Raw genomic sequence first — 18,509 nt, forward strand, 5'->3', positions numbered from 1 at the left:
GCCCCGTGAGCAGCGATTAGCGTAGTCGGCATGCCTGATGAACCGCAGCCGGGGCCGGACGACGACTTCCAGGAGATGCTGCGCAAGCTGCTCTCGGGCGAGGGGCAGATCGACCCGTCGCAGCTCGCCGGTGCCGCCGGTCTGCCGAACGACCCGGCCTCCGTGGCGAACCTGATGAGCCAGCTCCAGCGCGCCGCCCAGTCCGGCGGTGACGGCATCGACTTCTCGGCCACCGCCGAACGCGCCGCCGCGATCGCTCGGGACGGCGGCCACCCCGTCGACCCGGCCACATCGCAGGCGGCCGACCAGGCGTTCCAGGTCGCCGCACTGTGGCTCGACGAGGTGACGACGGTCGCCGAACTGACCGCGACCCCGAGTCTCTACACGCGCGAGCAGTGGGCCAAGGCGACCGTCCCGGTGTGGACGCAGATCGCCGAGCCGGTGGCCTTCAGCATCGCCGATGCCCTGACCGAGGCGATCGACCAGCGTGCTCCCGAGCAGCTCAAGGCGATGCTCGGTGACGTCTCGAAGGCGATGCGCGGCATCGGCGGGGCGTTGTTCGCGATCCAGCTCGGTCAGGTCGTCGGGCAGCTCTCGAAGGAGGTCGTGTCCGGCGGCGACGTCGGCGTGCCGCTCCTCGACGAGCAGGTCGCAGCGCTCCTGCCCCAGAACGTCGCCGAGTTCGCCGAGGGCCTCGACGTCTCCGAGGACGAGGTCCGCATCTACCTCGCGGTCCGCGAACTCGCGCACGCCCGGCTCTTCCGGTCTGCACGGTGGCTGCGGCTGCACATCATCTCGTCGATCACGGACTACGCACGGGGCATCCACATCCCCTTCGACCGCGTCGAGGAACTCGCGGCCGACATCGACCCGACCAACCAGGAGCAGCTGCGCGACGCACTCGCCTCGGGTGCCCTCATCCCGCCGCGCACCGCCGAGCAGGACGCAGCACTCGCCCGGCTCGAGACGATGCTCGCGCTGGTCGAGGGCTGGGTGGACACGGTCACGGCTGCTGCCACCGTCCGTCTCCCCAAAGCCGGGGCGATCGCCGAGATGGTGCGCCGTCGCCGTGCCGCGGGTGGCCCCGCCGAGTCGGCGTTCGCCACACTCGTCGGCCTCGAGCTGCGGCCGCGCCGCCTGCGTGAGGCCGCGGCGATGTGGCAGCGGGTGACTGACGAGCTCGGTGCCGAGCAGCGCGACGCCCTCTGGTCGCACTTCGACCTCGTGCCGACCTCGGACGACGTCGACGCACCCGACGCCCTCGTCGCACGGCTGCGGAACCCGTCCCAGACCGACGAGGACGACGCGTTCGACAAGGCCCTCGAGGACCTGCTGAACGACTCGACCGGCGCGCGCCCGCACGAGGACGAGTCCGGCCGCGTGGCCGACGACCCCGAGGGTGGAGCGGGCGACGAGCCCGGGAACGACACGGGCGACCAGCCCCGCTGAGTTCTCCACAGATCCCTCTTGTGACCCCACGCGTGCCACGCACTCCGGCACCGTGGGGTCATGGGCATCCGCATCGATCCGACGCTCGAGTTCGTCTGGCGTGACCCCGCCACGGTCCAGCTCGGGGTCGACCCCCCGCGCGCGGTCGTCGCGGTGCCCACCACGGGGGAAGAACGGTTCCTCAACGGCCTCCGACGAGAGACCGGGCACGACGTGCTGTCCGGCCTCGCCGCCGCGTCGGGGTGTTCCCCGGAGCGTGCTGCCGGGGTGCTCGGTGCCGCGTCGCCCGCGGTGGTCGAGGTCCTGCCCGAGCCGCTCGAACGTATCGAGGTGCACGGCGCCGGAGTCCTCGCCGACACCGTGGCGACGTTCCTGTCCGGCGAGGGCGTGACGGTGAGCCGCACCGCCGCGCCCGCCGGGGGGCCGATCGTGCTGCCCGAGCCCGAACCGCGCCTCGCCGTGGTGGTGACCGACCACGTCGTCGACCCGGCGCTCCGCGCCGCGTGGACCCGCCGGGGTGTGCCGCACCTGGCCGTCGTCGTCGGGGACGGACGCGTCCGTCTCGGTCCGTTCGTCGTGCCGGGAGCCGGGCCGTGCCTCCAGTGCGCTGAGTACGCACGCGTCGACGACGACCCGGCCTGGCCGGCCATCGCCGCTCAGGTGTGGGGCCGGCACCCGGCACCGCTCTCACCGTGGCGGGTGGCGGCGGTGGCCGCCGCCACGACGCGGATGCTGCTGGAACGGCTCCCGCTCCGGACGCAACGGGCCGAGCCCGACCAGCTCGTCTTCGAGCGCGACGACCTGTCGGTCAGCCGCTCGCCGGTCCGACCCCATCCGCGGTGCGCGTGCCGAGCGCTGCCAGGAACCGACTCGGAGCCCGGGCTCCCCCACGCGTGGAGCCCTGTTGCGACCACGTGATCGTGACGGATCGGCGGGCTCGGGTCAGCCCGACGTAGAACAGGCGTCGTTCCTCGTCCACCTCGGTGTCGGTCGACGCGTGCGAGATCGGCAGGAGCCCCTCGGCGGCGCCGGCGATGACCACGTGGGGCCACTCCAGACCCTTCGACGAGTGCAGCGTCGCGAGCGTGACGGCGTCGACCTCGGGCTCGTGGTGCGTCGCCGCACGGTCCACCAGGTCCTGGGTGAACTGCTGCATCGTCGTGCCGGCGGGGGCGTCCTCGGCCAGGCCCATGATCGCCTGCAGCGCTTCCCACTGCTCGCGCACTGCGCCGGTGCCCTCCGGCGGCGTCTCCGTCCAGCCGCTGACCTGCAGCACCAGCCGGACCCGTCGGGTCAGCTCGTCGTCGGTCTGCCGGATCGCCTCGCCGCGCATGTGGTGGACGGCGAGCTTGACCTCCGGGCGGTTGAAGAAGCGGGTGCCTCCCTGCACGCGGTACGGGATGCCGTTCCGGCCGAGCGCGGACTCGAGCGCTGCGGACTGCGCCCCGACGCGGAAGAGCACGGCGCATTCCCCGTAGGACGCTCCGGCCCCGACGAGCTCGGCGATGCGGCGGGCGATGGTCTGCGCCTCGTCGCCGTCGTGGACACAGGCCAGCACGACCGGTTCCGGGCCCGGCTCCTGGCTCTGGGCCACCAGGTCGAGTGCCCCGGGCTGGCCGCGCATCAGCGTGTTGGCAGCGGACACGACCTCGCGGGTGGAGCGGTAGTTCCGCTCGAGGCGCAGGACCGACCCGCGGGGGAACTCCGACCCGAACCCGAGCAGGTAGTCGCTCGAGGCACCGGCGAACGAGTAGATGGTCTGGCTGGCGTCGCCGACGACGCACAGGTCGTCACGGCCACCCAGCCAAGCACGCAGCAGATCGTGCTGCACCGGCGAGACGTCCTGGTACTCGTCGACCACGAAGAACCGGTACTGCTGCCGCACGTACGACGCCACGCGGGGCTCGGACTCGACCATGCCGAGGGTCGCCAGCAGGACGTCCTCGAAGTCGAGTTGCCGTCGGTCGTCCTTCAGCCGCTCGTACGCCTTCATCAGGTCGATGACCCGGCGCGGTGTGGTGTCCCGCGGCATCACCCGGTCCGCGGCGGCGGCCTCGTACTCGTCGAGCGAGAGCATCTGCACCTTGCGCCACTCGACCTCGGCGGCCAGGTCACGGAGCACCGGGGTGTCGACGTGCATGCCGACGGTGTCCGCGGCGTGGGCGATCATCCGCCCCTTGGACTCGACGATCTTGGGGGCGTGCCCGCCGACGGTGTCCGGCCAGAAGTAGCTGAGCTGCGCCATCGCGGCGGCGTGGAAGGTGCGCGCCTGGACCGTCCCGGCCCCGAGGGCCCGCAGGCGCGACCGCAGTTCGCCGGCGGCACGGGTCGTGAAGGTCAGCGCGAGGACGTGGTTCGGGGCGTAGGTCCCGGTGGCGACCCCGTAGGCGATCCGGTGCGTGATCGCGCGGGTCTTGCCCGTCCCGGCACCGGCCAGCACCGCGACGGGACCGAGCAGGGTGCGGGCGACCGTCCGCTGCTCGGCGTCGAGCGCGGCGAGCAGTTCGTCGGGCGACGGCGGCCGGGGCTCGACTGCCCCTGCGCCCGTTGCGCCGCGCGGACCGGTGACGCTCACGGCAGGTCCAGCGGCCCGCCGTACCACTCCTCGATGATGGCGCGGGCGATCGAGGTGCGTCCCGGCAGCAGCAGGGTGTCGCCGGCGCGCTCGCGGATCTCGTCGCGCGAGAACCACCGGACGTCCAGGATCTCCACGCCGTCGGGGCGTGCGGTCGTCGGGTCACCGCCGGCTGCACGAGCACGGAAGCCCACCATCAGCGACGCGGGGAACGGCCACGGCTGCGAACCGAGGTACTCGGGCTCCTCGACGCGGACGCCGGACTCCTCCCAGACCTCGCGGCGGACAGCGTCCTCCAGCGACTCCCCCGGCTCGACGAACCCGGCCAGCAGCGAGTACCGGTCGGCGTCCCACGCGGCGTTGGAACCGAGCAGGATCCGGTCGTCGGCGTCGACGACCCCGACGATGATCGCCGCGTCTGTGCGCGGGAAGAGGTCGTGTCCCTCGGGGTCGCGGCGGACCCATCCGCCGCTCACGACGGCCGTGGGCGACCCGGTGCGCGGCGAGAAGCCGTGCACGGCGTGCCAGTTGGCCATCGCCACGGCTTCGACCGCCAGTCCCTGGTCGCGCGGCGAGAGCTCGGTGCCGAACATCCGGAGGCTCTGCCAGGCGTCGTCGTCGGGTTCGATGGCGGTGGCCGTCGCGCTGTCGATCAGGGCGGCGACGAAGCGGGTACCCGCCGGCGCGTCCGCGGCGTCCGACACCGCGCGGCCCAGGTACAGGGTCACGGTGTCGACCGGGATCTCCGACGCGGCCACGAAGCGCAGGGTGCCGTCGGCGTTCCGGAGCATCTCAGCACCACGCACCGGTAGGTACCGGGTGTGCTCGTCCTCGCGCAGGACACGCTCGACGTCGTCGGTCGTGCGGAACTCGGCGTCGCGGTCGAGTTCGTTGCGGGAGAGCGGGAGCCGGGCGGCGAACTCGACGGTCACGGCGGGAGAGCTCCTCGGATCGGGTGCGGACGTGCAGGAGACGTGCGGTGGGCGTGCGGGCCGCCGAACAGCGTGGCGTGCAGCCGTGCACGCGTCACGCGCCTACCCTGAGGGGCATGGCGGGATCCCAGTTCACTCTAGCCGCGTTGGCGACGACGGCCGTTCCAGGTCTCCTCGTCACGGGCACGCGCACGCTCGGTTCGGCCGCGGCCGGCGACTACGAGTCGGCGCTCCTCCGCGACGCCGACGGCACCGAGATCGTCATCCGCCGCCCCCGGAACCAGCGCGCCGAGGCCCGGCAGTCAGCCGACCTGGTCGCCATCCGTGCGCTGAGCGCCGGCATCCGCACACGGCTGCCGTTCGGCGTCGCCGAGTACCGCGGCCAGGCCCCGATCGGGTCGACGCGCGCCATCGTCACGACCCGACTGGCCGGGACCCACCCGACCCTCACGTCGCTCGTCGAGCGCCCCGACCTCGCGACCAGCGTCGGCCGTGCCGTCGCCTCGATCCACCAGCTGCCGACGAGCTTCGTCTCCGACGCCGGGCTGCCCTCGCTCACGCCGTTCGAGGTGCTCCGGTCCGCAGTCTCGGTGATGGACCGCGCCGTGGCGACCAAGCTCGTCCCCGCCGCGCTCGTCGAACGCTGGGAGGGTGCCGCTCGCGACCAGCAGCTCTGGCAGTTCACACCGACCGTCGTGCACGGCTCGCTCGGCACCGGCGCCCTGCTCGCCGACGGCGATGCGGTGACGGGGGTCCTCGACTGGGGCGAACTGCGGCTCGGCGACCCGGCGAAGGACCTCGCCTGGGTGCTCGCCGGCCGCCGCGACGCCTTCGACACCGTCCTCAGCGCCTACGAGGCGAACGGCGGCGGACGCGACCGCCAGCTCGCTCAGCGTGCGCGCGTGCACCACGAGCTCGAGACGGCGCACTGGCTGCTGCACGGCGTGCAGGCGAAGAGCACCGAGGTCGTCGACGATGCCGTCTCGATGATGCACCGCCTGGTCGACGCGGTGCACGCCCCGAGTGCGGAACCGCTGCAGTCCGTGTCACCCGAGACGATGGAGATCGGCGAGGTGGAGCAGCTGTTGTCCTCCACCGAACGCCGCCACGGCTGACGCCGCCTCGTTCCGCACCGTCTCGTTCCACACTTCTCGTCAACACCGTCTCGTTCCACACCGCCCCACGGTGGTCACGACTCCCCGCTCAGTTCCGCCGAGCGGTCACGACCTGTCGGTCGCAGCGCGGCCACCCGACGGTCCGTGACCACTCGCTGTGCGTCCTGCGGGGTGTCGTGACCGGTCCCGGCCCGCGTCCAGGCACCTGACGCGACCGCTTGGAGGCCCGGCGCCGGCCCGGCGGACCGGCACCGGGCCTCCAGGGCGGAGCTCCACACGGGCGGAGCCCGACACGGGCTCAGCGCGACAGGGCGCAGCGCGCGACGAGCGCGACGCGCCTTCCGCGGGACGTCAGCTGCCGATGGCCTCGGACCACGCACGCTCGAGTCCGGCGCGGTCGAGCAGCTCGGTCGGACGGACCTCGAGGTCGTCGGCGACGAAGTAGAACACCGCGTCGACCTGGTCGAGCGGCCGCCCGGTGAACTCGGCGTAGGCGACGCGGTACAGCGCGAGCTGCAGCGTGCGTCGGGCCAGGTCGTCCGCGCCGGACGGTGCCTTGCCCGTCTTCCAGTCCACCACCTCGGCACGCCCGCCGATCTCGTACACGGCGTCGAGCTTGCAGACGACGCTGTGCCCGAGGAACGGGATGTGGATCTCGCGCTCGACCTCGATCGGCGTCAGCCCGGCCCAGCGGGAGCGGGCGAACGTCGCCTGGAAGTCCGCCAGTCGACGGGCGTCGTCGTCGGTGACCACGGCGTCCGGCGACGCATCGGCGAGGTCGTCGGTATCGAGGTCGAGCTCCCCGTCCCACACGTCGAGGGTCTCGAGCGCGCCACCGCTCCGCGCACGCTGCTCCACCCACTGGTGGAACAGCGTGCCGAGCCGGGTGGCGCGGTACGGTCGCTCCGGCATCGGCCGGCGGAGCCGCTCGGCGACGGAGTCGGGTTCGGTCAGGTAGTCCTTGAAGCCCGACGCCGGCACCCGGTGCGGGACGGCGACCGCGTGCTTCGCGTTCCGGGTGGCGTGCCGCTCGGCGAGCAGCAGGTCGATGTCGGCGGCGAAGCGCCCCGCCGCTCCGGGGTTCGCGTTCCGCACCCGCTCCGCGGCGGCCAGGACCCTCGGCGCACGCTGCCCGAACGGCACGTGCGGCCAGGTCTGGGTCGCGCCGCTCTCCCCCATCGGGTTCTCGTCGTGCACCGTCGTCTCCGGGATCGCCGCACCGTCGATGACGCCGGCGTCCACCAGGTCGCGCAGGTAGCGGCTCGGCTCGGTGGGTCGGACCCCGCCGGCCCAGAACGAGCCGGACACCAGCAGGTCGTGCTTGGCACGGGTCAGGGCGACGTAGGTGAGCCGGCGTTCCTCGTCCTCGTTGCGGGCCTTCACCTGTTCCTTGAAGGCGTCGATCGCCGTCGTGACGTCCTTCTGGGTCTCCTGCCCGCGCCAGGCGAGTCGTGGCAGCTCGGCGGCGTCCCCCCGGAACTCGTACGGCAGCCGGCCGAACCCCAGCCAGCCGGACGAGCCCTCCTGCGGGCGTGCCGGCAGGCCGCCCTCGACCATCCGGGGCACCGCGACGGCATCCCACTCCAGTCCCTTGGACCCGTGGATCGTCAGGATCTGCACGGTACCGGCCTCGGGCTCCTCGGAACGCGGGCCCATGTCGTCACGCCGGGCTGCGGCGTCGATCCACCCGAGGAACGAACCGAGGTCGGCGCGGTCGTCGGTCGAGACGAAGCCGGCGAGTTCGTCGATGAAGGCGTCGAGGTAGGCGCCGCTCCCCTGTTCGTGGGCGGCGACCTCGATGTCGAGCCGCATCTCCTGCACGACGAGCGTCACGAAGTCGACCAGGTCGCCCCCCGCGCGTGACCGGAGCGTCGCGAGCTGGCCGCCGAGCGCACGCATCCGGCTGCGCCCCGCGGCGGTGATGCCCTCGAGCGCGCCGTGCTCGTCGGGCGCGGTGGCGACGAAGTCGAGCGCATCGACGATCGATCCGTGCTCCCCGGCGGCAACGGAGGCCCGGAACGCCGAGGTCAGGTCGTCATCGAGCCGCTGCTGGGTGTGGTCGCGCTGGAACAGCCACCGGGCGAGCTGGTGCAGGGCGACGATGTCCGCCGCACCGACCCGCCACCGTGCACCCGCGAGCAGCCGGATCAGGTCGTTGCCGGCCGCCGGGTCGTGCAGCACCCGCAGGCACGCCACCAGGTCGACGATCTCCGGGCGCTGGAGCAGTCCGCCGGTGCCGAGCACGTGGTACGGCACCCCGCGGGCACCGAGCGCCGCCGTGAACGCCGCGAGGTCCTTCCGCGCGCGCAGCAGCAGCGCCATCGAGCCCGTCGGGTCCTGACGGCGGTGGTCCTGGAACCACGCCGCGACCTCGTCGGCCTCTTCCGGCAGGGTCTCGGGGAACACCACCCGTACGGTGCCGGCGTCCGCGCCCGGCCGGGGCGAGAGCCGTTCGACGTCGACCTCGGACGCCTCGGACAGCGGTGCCACGATCGCGTTCGCCCCCGCGAGCACGTCCACCGGGTTCCGCCAGCTGGTCGACAGCGCGAAGGTCACGGGTTCGGCCACGCCGGGTTCGTCGCCGCCGAAGTCGTGCGGGAACCGGGCGAGGTTCGCGGCACTCGCACCGCGGAACCCGTAGATCGACTGGTGCGGGTCGCCGACCGCCATCACCGAGTGCCCGCGGAACAGCCGGGCGAGGAACCGGGTCTGCACCACCGAGGTGTCCTGGTACTCGTCGAGGAGCACCACCCCGTACCGGCTCCGCAGGTCCGTGACGACGCGTGGGGCCGACTCGGCCGCGGCGAGCGCGAGGGCGATCTGGTCGGAGAACTCCACGAACCCGCGGTCGACCTTCTGCCGCCGGAACTCGGCGACCAGGTCGGCCAGGGGTTCGAGGGCGCCGATCGCGGCGACCGCGTCGGTGATCGCCTTGTACGGCTTGCCACGGTTGCCGGGGAGTTCGAGCAGCTCGGAGAACTCGATCGCGAACCGGCGGAGGTCCTCCGGCTCGACGAGGTGTTCGGAGGTGGCACCGGCGAGCGCCACCACGGCTGCGGTCAGGGTGTCGACGTCGCGGTCGAGTCCCGCGAGCCGGTCGTCGCGGGCGGCCACCACGACCCGACGGGCGAGCTGCCAGGCCGAGGGTTCGGTCAGCACCTGGGACTCGCCGTCACGCCCGACGAGCAGGGCGTTCTCGCGGAAGACCGCGTTGGCGAAGGCGTTGTACGTCGAGACTGTGGGCGCTTCGAAGGCGTCCCCGGGAGTGATCAGTCCGACGTCCTCGAGCGCGCGGATGCGGTCGTTGATGCGGACCGAGAGTTCACCGGCGGCCTTGCGGGTGAAGGTCAGTCCGAGGACCTCGTCGGGTCGGACGAGTCCGTTGGCCAGCAGCCAGACGACGCGTGAGGCCATCGTCTCGGTCTTCCCGCTGCCGGCACCGGCGACGACCAGCGCCGGCACGAGCGGCGACTCGATGACGGCACGCTGCTGGGCGGTGGGACGGGGGCGACCGAGGGCGTCGGCGATGGCGTCGGCGCCGTGCCGGATGACGGGCGGAGCAGCAGCCGTGTCGGCCGCAGTAGCCGTGTCGGTCGTGTCGGTCGTGTCGGTCGTGTCGGTCGTGTCCGCGGTGTCGCTCACCAGGTCACCTCCGCCACCACGTGGATCCGGCACTCGACCCCGGTCCGGGCCTTCTCGCAGTGGTCGTCCACGTTCGCTACGAACGTCCGGCCGGCCATGCCCCGCGCCACCCCGTGCAGCCGCTCGCGGTAGGCCTCCCGTGCCTCGGCGTCGAACGCGTGCTGCGTCCGCTCGGAGTACGCCTGTCCGCCGCGGGGGTTCTGGACGAACACCAGCCGGGCGTCGGTCATCGGAGACCCCGCCGGCACGCCCTCGACCGCGCCGTCCTCGACCGCGAGTTGGTAGGCGCCGAGCTGCGGGTGTTCCGGCATGTCGTTCTTCTCGCTGGGCATCGAACGGCCCGTCTTCAGGTCGACGACGCTGACACGGCCCTCGGGGTCGACCTCGATGCGGTCGATGCTCCCCCGGATCCGGGCGGGTCCGGTCACGAGCGCGAACGAGGTCTCGGCACCGAGCAGTCGACGGCCGGCGCTGGCGAAGGTGCGGAGGTAGTCGCTCAGCCCCTCGATCATCCGCCGGGTCCGGGCGCGCTCGCGGTCGGCGACCCAGGGCGACTCGAAGGTGAGCTCGTCCCACCGCGCCTCGACCCGCTCCCACAGCGACTCGACGTCGATCTCGGTGGCGTGCTCCATCGCTTCGTGCACGATCGTGCCGATGCCCATCGCCGGGCTCGGGGCACCGCCGCCGAAGGTCTGCGCGAACCAGTGCACCGGGCACTCCTCGAAGGTGCCGATGCGCGACGGCGACACCGACACGGCCGGAGCGACGGGCTCGCCGCCCTCGACCTCGGGCGCGGGCTCGGCGTCGAGGTCGACCAGGGGGTCGTCCGTGGTCGGTTCGGCGAGCCCGTACCACTCGTCCGGAGCCGCCCCGGGTACCTCGGCCTCGGCCAGGCGGGCCAGCGCGGACGCGGCCTCGTGGTCGCCCGAGCCCACCACCCGGCGGCGCAGCGACCCGGCGAGCCCACGCAGGGACAGCGGGTGGACGGTCGGCTGACGGTCCGGCGGCACCGGGACGAGTCGGACGAAGGGTGACGGCGACTCGTCGTCGTTCGCGACCGTGCCGATGACGACCTGGGTGGTGGCGCGCGAGACGGCCCGGGCGAACAGCCGGAGTTCGTCGGCGACCACGGCGGCACGGTCGTCGATGGGCGAACGCTCGACCCCGGCAGCAGCGCGGACCAGTCCGTCCGGGTCGAGCAGACTGCCGCGCACCCGGGTGTTGGGCCAGACGCCGTCCTGCAGACCGAGCACCACGACCACGTCGCACTCGAGTCCGATCGTCGCCGACGGCGTCAGCACCCGCACCCGACCGGCGGTCCGGTCGGGGCCGATCGAGTCCTCTGGCAGGTCGGCGCCGAGCAGGTCGTCGACGAAGACCCGAGCGGGGGCGTCCGGCGTGCGCTCGACGAAGCGCTTGGCGGCGGTGAACAGGCCGACGACGGCGTCCAGGTGCCGGTCGGCCTCCCCGGCGCCGACCCCACCGGCGGCGGACTGGGCACCCCACGACTTCGCGAGACCGCTGCGTTCCCAGAGGCCCCAGAGGATCTCCTCGATGCTCGATCCCGCCTGGGCGTCGGCACGCGCCTGCACCAGGCTCCGGGCCAGCCGGGTCGCTCGTCGCGCGAACCCGGCGTCCACCGTCGCCAGGCGCTCCGGTGCGCCCAGGGCTTCGACCAGCAGTTCGTCGGCGGTGCGGCTGCCGTCGCCCGCGAGCTCCTCGCGCCGCAGGGCGAGCCGGAGCCGACGCATCGCCAGGGTGTCCAGGCCGCCGAGGGGCCCCGTGGCGAACGCGGTGGCCAGGGCGGCGTCGAGCGGCAGGACGTCGAGCGCCACTGCGGCCGCGTCGAGCAGCGCCCGCGCCGCGGAGTCGTCGCGCGGACGGACGGGCGCGGCACCGGCGGTCGCCGGGACCTCGGCCACGGAGAGTGCCCGGACGAGTTCGGGGATGGCAGCACCGCTGCGGGTGACCACGGCCATCCGGTGCCACGGCACACCGTCGAGCAGGCGGTGTTCGCGCAGTCGACGGGCGATCGCCACGACGAGCGCGGACCGGCTGGCGGCCTCGAGGTGCACGACGGCGTCGGACCGAGCATCCTGGTCGCCCGCCGACGCGCTGCGCTGCCGGCCGGCCGCCGCGGTGCCGATGCGACCCGTGACGCCGGTGACCAGGGCGCGGATCGGGGCGGGGTGCCGGTGCACCGCGCCGAGGAACAGTTCGTCGACACGGTCCACCCCGAGTCGCACGGCCAGTCGACCGAGCACGTCCGGTTCGGCGCCGCGGAACGCCGAGGCGGCGATGTCCGGGTCGCCGAAGGCCACCACCTGCACGCCGGAGCGCGCGAGCGCCCCGAGCAGGGCGATCTCGCCCTCCACCAGTTCCTGGGTGTCGTCGACCACGACCAGGCGCAGGGCGGCGATGCCGGCGGGGAGCTCGTGCCGCAGCACCGCGGCGGTGGCGTACGCCACGAGTTCACCGGAGTCGAGCCCGGTCGGCCGGAACGCGGTGACCGATGCCCGGTAGTCGTCCACGAAGTCGCCGACGGCCCGCCACTCGGGCCGTCCGAGCTCGTCGCCGAGTTCCCGCATGTCGTCGGGCTCGACGCCGGCGGCCACCGCACGCATCATGACGTCGCGCAGGGCGGTGCGGAACCCGGCTCGCTCCCGGACCACGGAGGTGATCGGGCCGGGCCAGGCCGGTCCGGCTCCGTCGAGTTCGTGCCCGGCGAGCAGGTCGGCGATGATCCGGTCCTGCTCCCCACCGGTCAGCAGCGTCGGGGGTTCCTGCCCCTGCACCGACGCCGCGTGGGTGACGATCTGGAACGCCAGTGAGTTCACGGTGCGTGCGAGGGCACCCGGCACGACCCGGTCGACCGCCCGCGCGAGCCGGTCACGCAGCGCCGTTGCAGCCGTCCGCGCCGAGGTCAGGGCGAGGACCGTCGCGTGGCCGTCGGGCGTGATCGCGCCGGGTCGGGCCAGCCGGTCGGCGACGAGCCGCGCGAGCGTGGTCGTCTTGCCGCTGCCCGGCGCACCGATCACCGCGGCGTGACGGCCCTCCGGCAGCGCGAGCACCGCAGCCTGCGAGGGGTCGTCGACCAGTGCGCGCGCGAACCCGGTGTCCTCGGGAGCGGGCATCAGCGTGGTCTGCGGCACGCTCGTACGGTACCCAGGACCGCCGACAGCACCGCTGCGGACGCGCGGGGCACCGGTCGTCGCGCCGTCGAGTGCGCCCGCGGCGAACGCCCGATACCGCACGGGACCGCTCGGATACGCTGTGCTCGTGGACATCAAGATCGGCATCATCAACAGCCCCCGCGAGATCGCCTTCGAGACCGCCCAGACCGCGGACCAGGTCGAGAAGGCCGTGTCCGAGGCGCTCACCGCGCAGTCGACGCACCTGTCGCTGCAGGACGACAAGGGCCGTCGCTTCATCGTCCCCGTCTCGGCCCTGGCGTACGTCGAGGTCGGCGCGGAAGAGGCACGGCGCATCGGCTTCGTCGCCTGACGACGTGGAACTGCTCTTCGCCGTCCTCGGCGGCGTCATCATCGGTGCGGTCGCGCACGTGATCGTGCCGTGGCGGTCGAACCGCGGCGTGCTCGTCGGCCCTGCGGTCGGCGGCATCGCCGCAGCCGTCCTCTGGGAGGCGCTGACCTGGGCCGGGTGGCGGTACGACGGCACCTGGATCTGGGTCGTGGCCCTCGTGGGGTCCGGCGTGGTCGTCCTCGTCGTCGAGTGGCTCCTCGGCACGCAGCGCGACAAGCGCGACGCCGAGTACTACGAGCAGCTCAAGACGCGCGGCGCCTGACCCTCGAGCAATCCTGACGCTCGAGCAGCCTGACCGCTCAGGCCGTCAGACCGAGCGCGTCCATCCGTCGGGTGTGCGCGGCGATGAGTTCGGTCCAGACCGGCTCGAGCCGCTCCTGGTCCTCGCGGGCGTGCGACGCCAGCGCCGACCGGGCGACCAGCAGGGTGTCGCCCACCAGGCGCCGTCCCCACATCGCCAGGCGTGAACCGATCCGCGGGTCGTTCTCGATGTGGGCTGTCAGTTCTTCGACGACCGCCGCTTCCTCGCGCGCGTCGAACACCGAACGCAGCCGCTGCCGCACGTCCGTCGGCAGGGAGCGGAGCAGGTTGCCGAACAGGTCGTTCAGGATGCCGGCCGTCACGTAGCCGGTCAGCATCGACTCGTACCAGTCGGCACCGCTGGTCCGTTCGAGGAACAGGTCGATCGCCTCGCGGTGCGGGGCCATCAGCGCCGCCGGGTCTCCGCCGCTGCGTTCGATCTCGGCCACGATCGTGCGGTGCCGCTCGAGCGCCGTGGTCGCGAGGACCCCGGTGACCAGACGGCCGGAGAGCGTCGGTGCCGAAGCACCGGCTCGTCCCATCGTCTCGTAGACGGAGAGCTGCAGGTACGCGGCCTGCCCCAGGTAGACGTCGAGCTCCGGGGTGACGTCGTCGAGCGCGAGCCGCTTGACCTGCGCGGCTCCGCGCGGGTTCCGCGACGCGAGCCATGCTGCAGCGAGCTGCGCCGCGCGCTTCCGGTTCCACCACGAGACCACCCGACAAGCATAGAGGGCGAGTCCCGTGGCACCCGCCGGTCGCCCGCCCGGACGCCCCGACGCACCCCGGAGCGCCCCGGACCACGCGCCCGTCGGTAGACTGGCCGGGACTTCCACCAGAACTAAGGTGATTCTTTGACTTTCTCAGACCTCAACATCGACCAGGACATCGTCGATGCACTGGCCGGCAAGGGCATCATCGAGCCCTTCCCGATCCAGGAACAGACCATCCCGCTCGGCCTGACCGGCCAGGACATCATCGGCCAGGCCAAGACGGGTACCGGCAAGACGCTCGGCTTCGGCCTGCCGCTGATCCAGCGACTCGGTGCCGACCCGGCGCACGGCGTGAAGGCGCTCGTCGTCGTCCCGACCCGTGAACTCGCGGTCCAGGTCACCGAGGACCTCGAGCTCGCGGCCTCGAACCGCCCGACCACGGTCGTCTCGATCTACGGCGGCAAGGCCTACGAGGGCCAGGTCGAGCAGCTCAAGGCCGGTGCCCAGATCGTCGTCGGCACGCCCGGGCGGCTCATCGACCTGCAGCGGCAGCGTCTGCTCGACCTCTCCCACGTGCAAGAGGTGGTGCTCGACGAGGCCGACCGGATGCTCGACCTCGGGTTCCTGTCGGACATCGAGCGCATCTTCCAGGCCGTCCCCGAGGTGCGTCACACGATGCTGTTCTCGGCGACGATGCCCGCGCCGATCGTCGCCCTCGCCCGCCGGTTCATGAGCCGTCCGGTGCACATCCGGGCGACCGACCCGGACGAGGGCCTCATGCAGGCCAACATCAAGCACCTCATCTACCGCGCGCACTCTCTGGACAAGGACGAGGTCATCGCCCGCATCCTCCAGGCCGAGGGTCGCGGCAAGACCGTGATCTTCACCCGCACCAAGCGTGCCGCGGCGAAGCTCGTCGAGGAGCTGAAGGACCGCGGGTTCAACGCCGCAGCGGTGCACGGCGACCTCAACCAGGAGCAGCGCGAGCGCGCGATGGCGGCGTTCAAGGCCGGCAAGCGTGACGTGCTCATCGCCACCGACGTCGCTGCCCGCGGCATCGACGTGGACGACGTCACGCACGTGATCAACCACACGATCCCGGACGACCCGGACACGTACTTGCACCGTGCCGGCCGCACGGGCCGCGCCGGCAAGACCGGCATCGCGGTCACGTTCGTCGACTGGGACGACCTGCACAAGTGGACGCTGATCGACAAGGCCCTCGAGTTCGGCATCCCCGAGCCCGTCGAGACCTACTCGTCGTCGCCCCACCTGTTCGAGGAACTCGACATCCCCAAGGGCACCAAGGGCCGCCTGCCCGGCTCGTCGTCGCACGCCGCCTCGGCCGGCGCTCCCGTCGAGAAGCGCAGCAGCGACCGCCCGGCCTCGGGTTCGCGTGACGCGTCGCGTTCGCGGTCGCGCAGCCGCACCCGGTCAGGAGGCTCGGAGCAGTCCGCCCCGCAGGCTCCGGCCACCGAGTCGGTCGCCCCCACCGCCGCGGCGGGCACCGAGGACGGCTCGGCCGTCGAAGGTGGTTCCACCACCGACGGCGCCGCGAAGCGTCGCCGTCGTCGCCGCCGTCGCGGAGCCGGCACCGGCGATGCCTCGGCGACCGCCTCGGCACCGCAGGGTACGTCGGACGGCGAGTAGCGCCTCCAGACCGAAGGGCCCGTCGCTGACGCGACGGGCCCTTCGTCGTCTCCACCCGGGGACCGGCGTCACGCGCGCAGCGACAGTTCACGCGGACGCCGACGCGTGGACTGTCGGCCAGGCCGAAGACTCAGTGGCCAGCCGTTCGGTCGGCCGTCAGGCCAGACGCGAACCGGGGCCGACGACCGGGGCGCTGCCGGTGGCCTCGGACACGATCGCGTCGAACGAGACGCGTGCGGTGCGGTGCTCCCCCAGCCGGTTCGGCTTGCCGGTGCCGTGGTAGTCGCTCGAACCGGTGACGAACAGGCCGTAGCGCGTCGCCCAGTCGAGCAGGGTGCGCTTGCCGTGTGCCAGGTTCTCGCGGTGGTCGACCTCGAGCCCGCCGAGCCCGGCGTCGACCAGGTCGCGGAGCATCGGCTCGTCGATGACGATCCCGCGCGAGGACGCCGCGGGGTGCGCGATGACGGGCACGCCACCCGCCTGCCGGATGAGTTCAACGCCGCGCAGGGGCGACGGCGCCTCGTGGGGTTCGTAGTAGCCGGATGCCGGGTGCAGGATGCCGCGGAACGCCGCGGACCGGTCGGACTCGAGCCCGCGGGCGACCAGGGCGTCGGCGATGTGCGGACGGCCGATCGTGGCACCGGGGCTGGACTGGGCCAGGACGTCCGCCCAGGTGATCGGGTGGTCCTCGGCGATGCGATCGACCATGCGGTGCGCGCGGGAGAGCCGGCCGTCGCGGATCCGGGTCGTCTCCTCGACCAGTCCGGGGTGCTCGGGGTCCACCAGGTAGCCGAGCACGTGCACGCTGCGGTAGCCGATCCGGGTGCTCAGCTCGAGGCCCGGCAGCAGGGTCAGGGGCAGCTCGTGCGCCGCGGCCGTGGCGTCCGCCCACCCCGCGGTCGTGTCGTGGTCGGTCAGCGCGACGGCGTCGAGTCCGGCGGCCGCGGCCGCTCGGACGAGCTCCGCGGGACGCTCGGTGCCGTCGGAGACACTGGAGTGCGCGTGCAGGTCGATGAACGGGTCTGGCACGTGGCCAATGCTATCCACAGGTGAGCGGCCGCACAGGCCGGGTGTCCCCGGGCGGTGCGATGATGGACGCATGGCCGACACGACTCCCCGCGCGACGAGCAACCGATCCACGACCCCCGGGTCCTCGACCTTCAAGGACTTCATCGGGTCGCAGTGGGCCGAGCGCTCGGAGGCGCAGCCCGAGCCCCGCGAGCAGGCCGCGTTCGCCGCCGAGCGTCGCGCACGCATCTCCGAGCTGCACCCGGGCCGCACGATCGTGGTGCCGGCCGGGCAGGCCAAGGTCCGCTCGAACGACTGCGACTACCCGTTCCGCCCGCACTCCACCTTCGCGCACCTGACCGGTTGGGGCACGGACACCGTCGTCGGCTCCGTGCTCGTGATGACGCCGAACGGCTCCGGGCACGAGGCCACGCTGTACTTCCGTGCCACCGCAGGCCGCGACTCGGAAGAGTTCTACGCCAACCCCGAGATCGGGGAGTTCTGGGTCGGTCCGCGCCCCTCGCTCGACGCCGTCGCAGCCGACCTCGGGCTGGCCACCGCCGACCTCGGGGCGTTCACGGCCGTCGCCGATGCACTCGACGCGTCGGCGCTGCTCGTGCGCGAAGCCGACGACGACCTGACCCGTTCCCTCGACGCCCGCATCGGCGCGGCGATCGGTGGCGCGGACGAGACCGAGGGGTCGCCGGCCACCGACGACCTGCTCTCCCGCGACCTGTCCGAGCTGCGACTCGTCAAGGACGCGTACGAGGTCCGTGAGCTCCGCAAGGCCGTCGACGCCACGAAGCATGGGTTCGACGACGTCATCGGCGACTTCGACGCCGTGCTCGCGCACCCGCGCGGTGAGCGCATCGTCGAGGGCACGTTCAACCGCCGGGCGCGCGCGGACGGCAACACCGTGGGCTACGACACCATCGCCGCCTCGGGCCACCACGCCTGCATCCTGCACTGGACCCGCAACGACGGCGCCGTGCAGCCGGGCGACCTCATCCTCATCGACGCCGGGGTCGAGGTCGACTCGTTCTACACCGCCGACATCACCCGCACGCTCCCGGTGAGCGGCACGTTCTCGCCCGTGCAGCGCATGGTCTACGAAGCCGTGCTCGAAGCCGCCGACGCCGCGTTCGCGATCGTCAAGCCGGGCATCACGTTCCGCCAGGTGCACGCCACCGCGATGGAGGTCATCGCGCGGAAGACCGCCGAGTGGGGCTTCCTGCCGGTCTCGGCCGCCGAGTCGCTCGAGCCGGACAACCAGTTCCACCGCCGCTACATGGTGCACGGCACGAGCCACCACCTCGGGCTCGACGTGCACGACTGCGCGAAGGCCCGCCGCGAGATGTACCTCGACGGCACCGTGCAGGCCGGCATGGTCTTCACGATCGAGCCCGGGCTGTACTTCCAGCAGGACGACCTGACCGTGCCGGAGGAATTCCGCGGCATCGGTGTCCGCATCGAGGACGACATCCTGGTGACCGAGGACGGCGCCGAGAACCTGTCCGTCGGCATCCCCCGGACCCCCTCGGAAGTGGAGGGGTGGATCGCCCGCTCGGGCAGCTAGCCTGATCGG

At 72.8% G+C, this 18,509-nt stretch carries 13 protein-coding genes; 7 read left to right on the plus strand and 6 right to left on the minus strand.

Annotation, left to right across the window (positions count from 1 at the left end; translation table 11 throughout):
• Nucleotides 1-30 precede the first annotated feature (30 nt).
• Nucleotides 31-1,449: a zinc-dependent metalloprotease gene (locus HQQ79_RS16705; protein ID WP_173035754.1), complete on the plus strand. Its 1,419-nt coding sequence runs from the start codon at nucleotides 31-33 to the stop codon at nucleotides 1,447-1,449.
• A gap of 60 nt (nucleotides 1,450-1,509) precedes the next feature.
• Nucleotides 1,510-2,367: a TOMM precursor leader peptide-binding protein gene (locus HQQ79_RS16710; protein ID WP_173035756.1), complete on the plus strand. Its 858-nt coding sequence runs from the start codon at nucleotides 1,510-1,512 to the stop codon at nucleotides 2,365-2,367.
• Here HQQ79_RS16710 and HQQ79_RS16715 read toward each other — a convergent pair.
• Nucleotides 2,258-4,024 (minus strand): ATP-dependent helicase, encoded by a 1,767-nt coding sequence (locus HQQ79_RS16715; protein WP_173035758.1) that lies wholly within the window; start codon nucleotides 4,022-4,024, stop codon nucleotides 2,258-2,260. The genes HQQ79_RS16710 and HQQ79_RS16715 overlap by 110 nt on opposite strands.
• Nucleotides 4,021-4,956 carry an NAD(+) diphosphatase gene (gene nudC / locus HQQ79_RS16720; RefSeq protein ID WP_173035761.1) on the minus strand — a complete coding sequence of 312 codons (936 nt, stop codon included), beginning with the start codon at nucleotides 4,954-4,956 and terminating at the stop codon, nucleotides 4,021-4,023. The genes HQQ79_RS16715 and nudC overlap by 4 nt, the downstream gene beginning before the upstream one ends.
• A gap of 116 nt (nucleotides 4,957-5,072) precedes the next feature.
• Here nudC and HQQ79_RS16725 point away from each other — a divergent pair, with 116 nt between their 5' ends.
• Nucleotides 5,073-6,071, plus strand: a complete 999-nt coding sequence (locus HQQ79_RS16725) for a phosphotransferase (protein WP_173035763.1) — start codon at nucleotides 5,073-5,075, stop codon at nucleotides 6,069-6,071.
• A gap of 351 nt (nucleotides 6,072-6,422) precedes the next feature.
• On the opposite strand, the gene HQQ79_RS16730 is transcribed toward HQQ79_RS16725, so the two are convergent.
• The gene (locus HQQ79_RS16730; RefSeq protein WP_173035765.1) at nucleotides 6,423-9,713 is read right to left on the minus strand and encodes an ATP-dependent DNA helicase; all 3,291 of its coding nucleotides are present in this window, start codon (nucleotides 9,711-9,713) and stop codon (nucleotides 6,423-6,425) included.
• Complete coding sequence (locus tag HQQ79_RS16735) at nucleotides 9,710-12,865, minus strand: UrvD/REP family ATP-dependent DNA helicase (RefSeq protein ID WP_173035767.1); 3,156 nt, start codon at nucleotides 12,863-12,865, stop codon at nucleotides 9,710-9,712. The genes HQQ79_RS16730 and HQQ79_RS16735 overlap by 4 nt, the downstream gene beginning before the upstream one ends.
• A 127-nt stretch (nucleotides 12,866-12,992) precedes the next feature.
• Here HQQ79_RS16735 and HQQ79_RS16740 point away from each other — a divergent pair, with 127 nt between their 5' ends.
• Both HQQ79_RS16740 and HQQ79_RS16745 read left to right on the plus strand, forming a co-directional pair.
• Nucleotides 12,993-13,217 carry a DUF3107 domain-containing protein gene (locus HQQ79_RS16740; RefSeq protein ID WP_027464581.1) on the plus strand — a complete coding sequence of 75 codons (225 nt, stop codon included), beginning with the start codon at nucleotides 12,993-12,995 and terminating at the stop codon, nucleotides 13,215-13,217.
• Nucleotides 13,218-13,221: 4 nt separating this feature from the next.
• Nucleotides 13,222-13,518 (plus strand): hypothetical protein, encoded by a 297-nt coding sequence (locus HQQ79_RS16745; protein ID WP_173035769.1) that lies wholly within the window; start codon nucleotides 13,222-13,224, stop codon nucleotides 13,516-13,518.
• Between the two features lie 37 nt (nucleotides 13,519-13,555).
• Here HQQ79_RS16745 and HQQ79_RS16750 read toward each other — a convergent pair whose 3' ends face one another.
• On the minus strand, nucleotides 13,556-14,272 hold the full coding sequence (locus tag HQQ79_RS16750) for a ferritin-like fold-containing protein (protein ID WP_027464579.1): 717 nt from the start codon (nucleotides 14,270-14,272) through the stop codon (nucleotides 13,556-13,558).
• A gap of 135 nt (nucleotides 14,273-14,407) precedes the next feature.
• On the opposite strand from HQQ79_RS16750, the gene HQQ79_RS16755 reads away from it, so the two are divergent.
• A complete protein-coding gene (locus HQQ79_RS16755) occupies nucleotides 14,408-15,916 on the plus strand; it encodes a DEAD/DEAH box helicase (RefSeq protein WP_071246524.1) in 1,509 nt (502 codons plus the stop codon).
• 156 nt (nucleotides 15,917-16,072) lie between these two features.
• Here the strand turns inward: HQQ79_RS16755 and HQQ79_RS16760 are convergent, their stop codons facing one another.
• Entirely contained in the window at nucleotides 16,073-16,945 is an 873-nt protein-coding gene (locus HQQ79_RS16760) for a PHP domain-containing protein (protein WP_027464577.1), read from the minus strand.
• A gap of 70 nt (nucleotides 16,946-17,015) precedes the next feature.
• On the opposite strand from HQQ79_RS16760, the gene HQQ79_RS16765 reads away from it, so the two are divergent.
• A complete protein-coding gene (locus tag HQQ79_RS16765; RefSeq protein WP_173035772.1) occupies nucleotides 17,016-18,500 on the plus strand; it encodes an aminopeptidase P family protein in 1,485 nt (494 codons plus the stop codon).
• The last annotated feature ends 9 nt before the right edge of the window (nucleotides 18,501-18,509 follow it).

The sequence above is a fragment of the Curtobacterium sp. VKM Ac-2852 genome (genome assembly GCF_013205045.1).
Classification (GTDB): Bacteria; Actinomycetota; Actinomycetes; order Actinomycetales; family Microbacteriaceae; genus Curtobacterium; species Curtobacterium flaccumfaciens.

What these genes read in the sequence shown, in the direction of transcription:
- HQQ79_RS16705 (WP_173035754.1), top strand. Translation starts at nt 31, where the DNA reads ATGCCTGATGAACCGCAGCCGGGGCCGGACGACGACTTCCAGGAGATG.
- HQQ79_RS16710 (WP_173035756.1), top strand. Translation starts at nt 1,510, where the DNA reads ATGGGCATCCGCATCGATCCGACGCTCGAGTTCGTCTGGCGTGACCCC.
- HQQ79_RS16725 (WP_173035763.1), top strand. Translation starts at nt 5,073, where the DNA reads ATGGCGGGATCCCAGTTCACTCTAGCCGCGTTGGCGACGACGGCCGTT.
- HQQ79_RS16765 (WP_173035772.1), top strand. Translation starts at nt 17,016, where the DNA reads ATGGCCGACACGACTCCCCGCGCGACGAGCAACCGATCCACGACCCCC.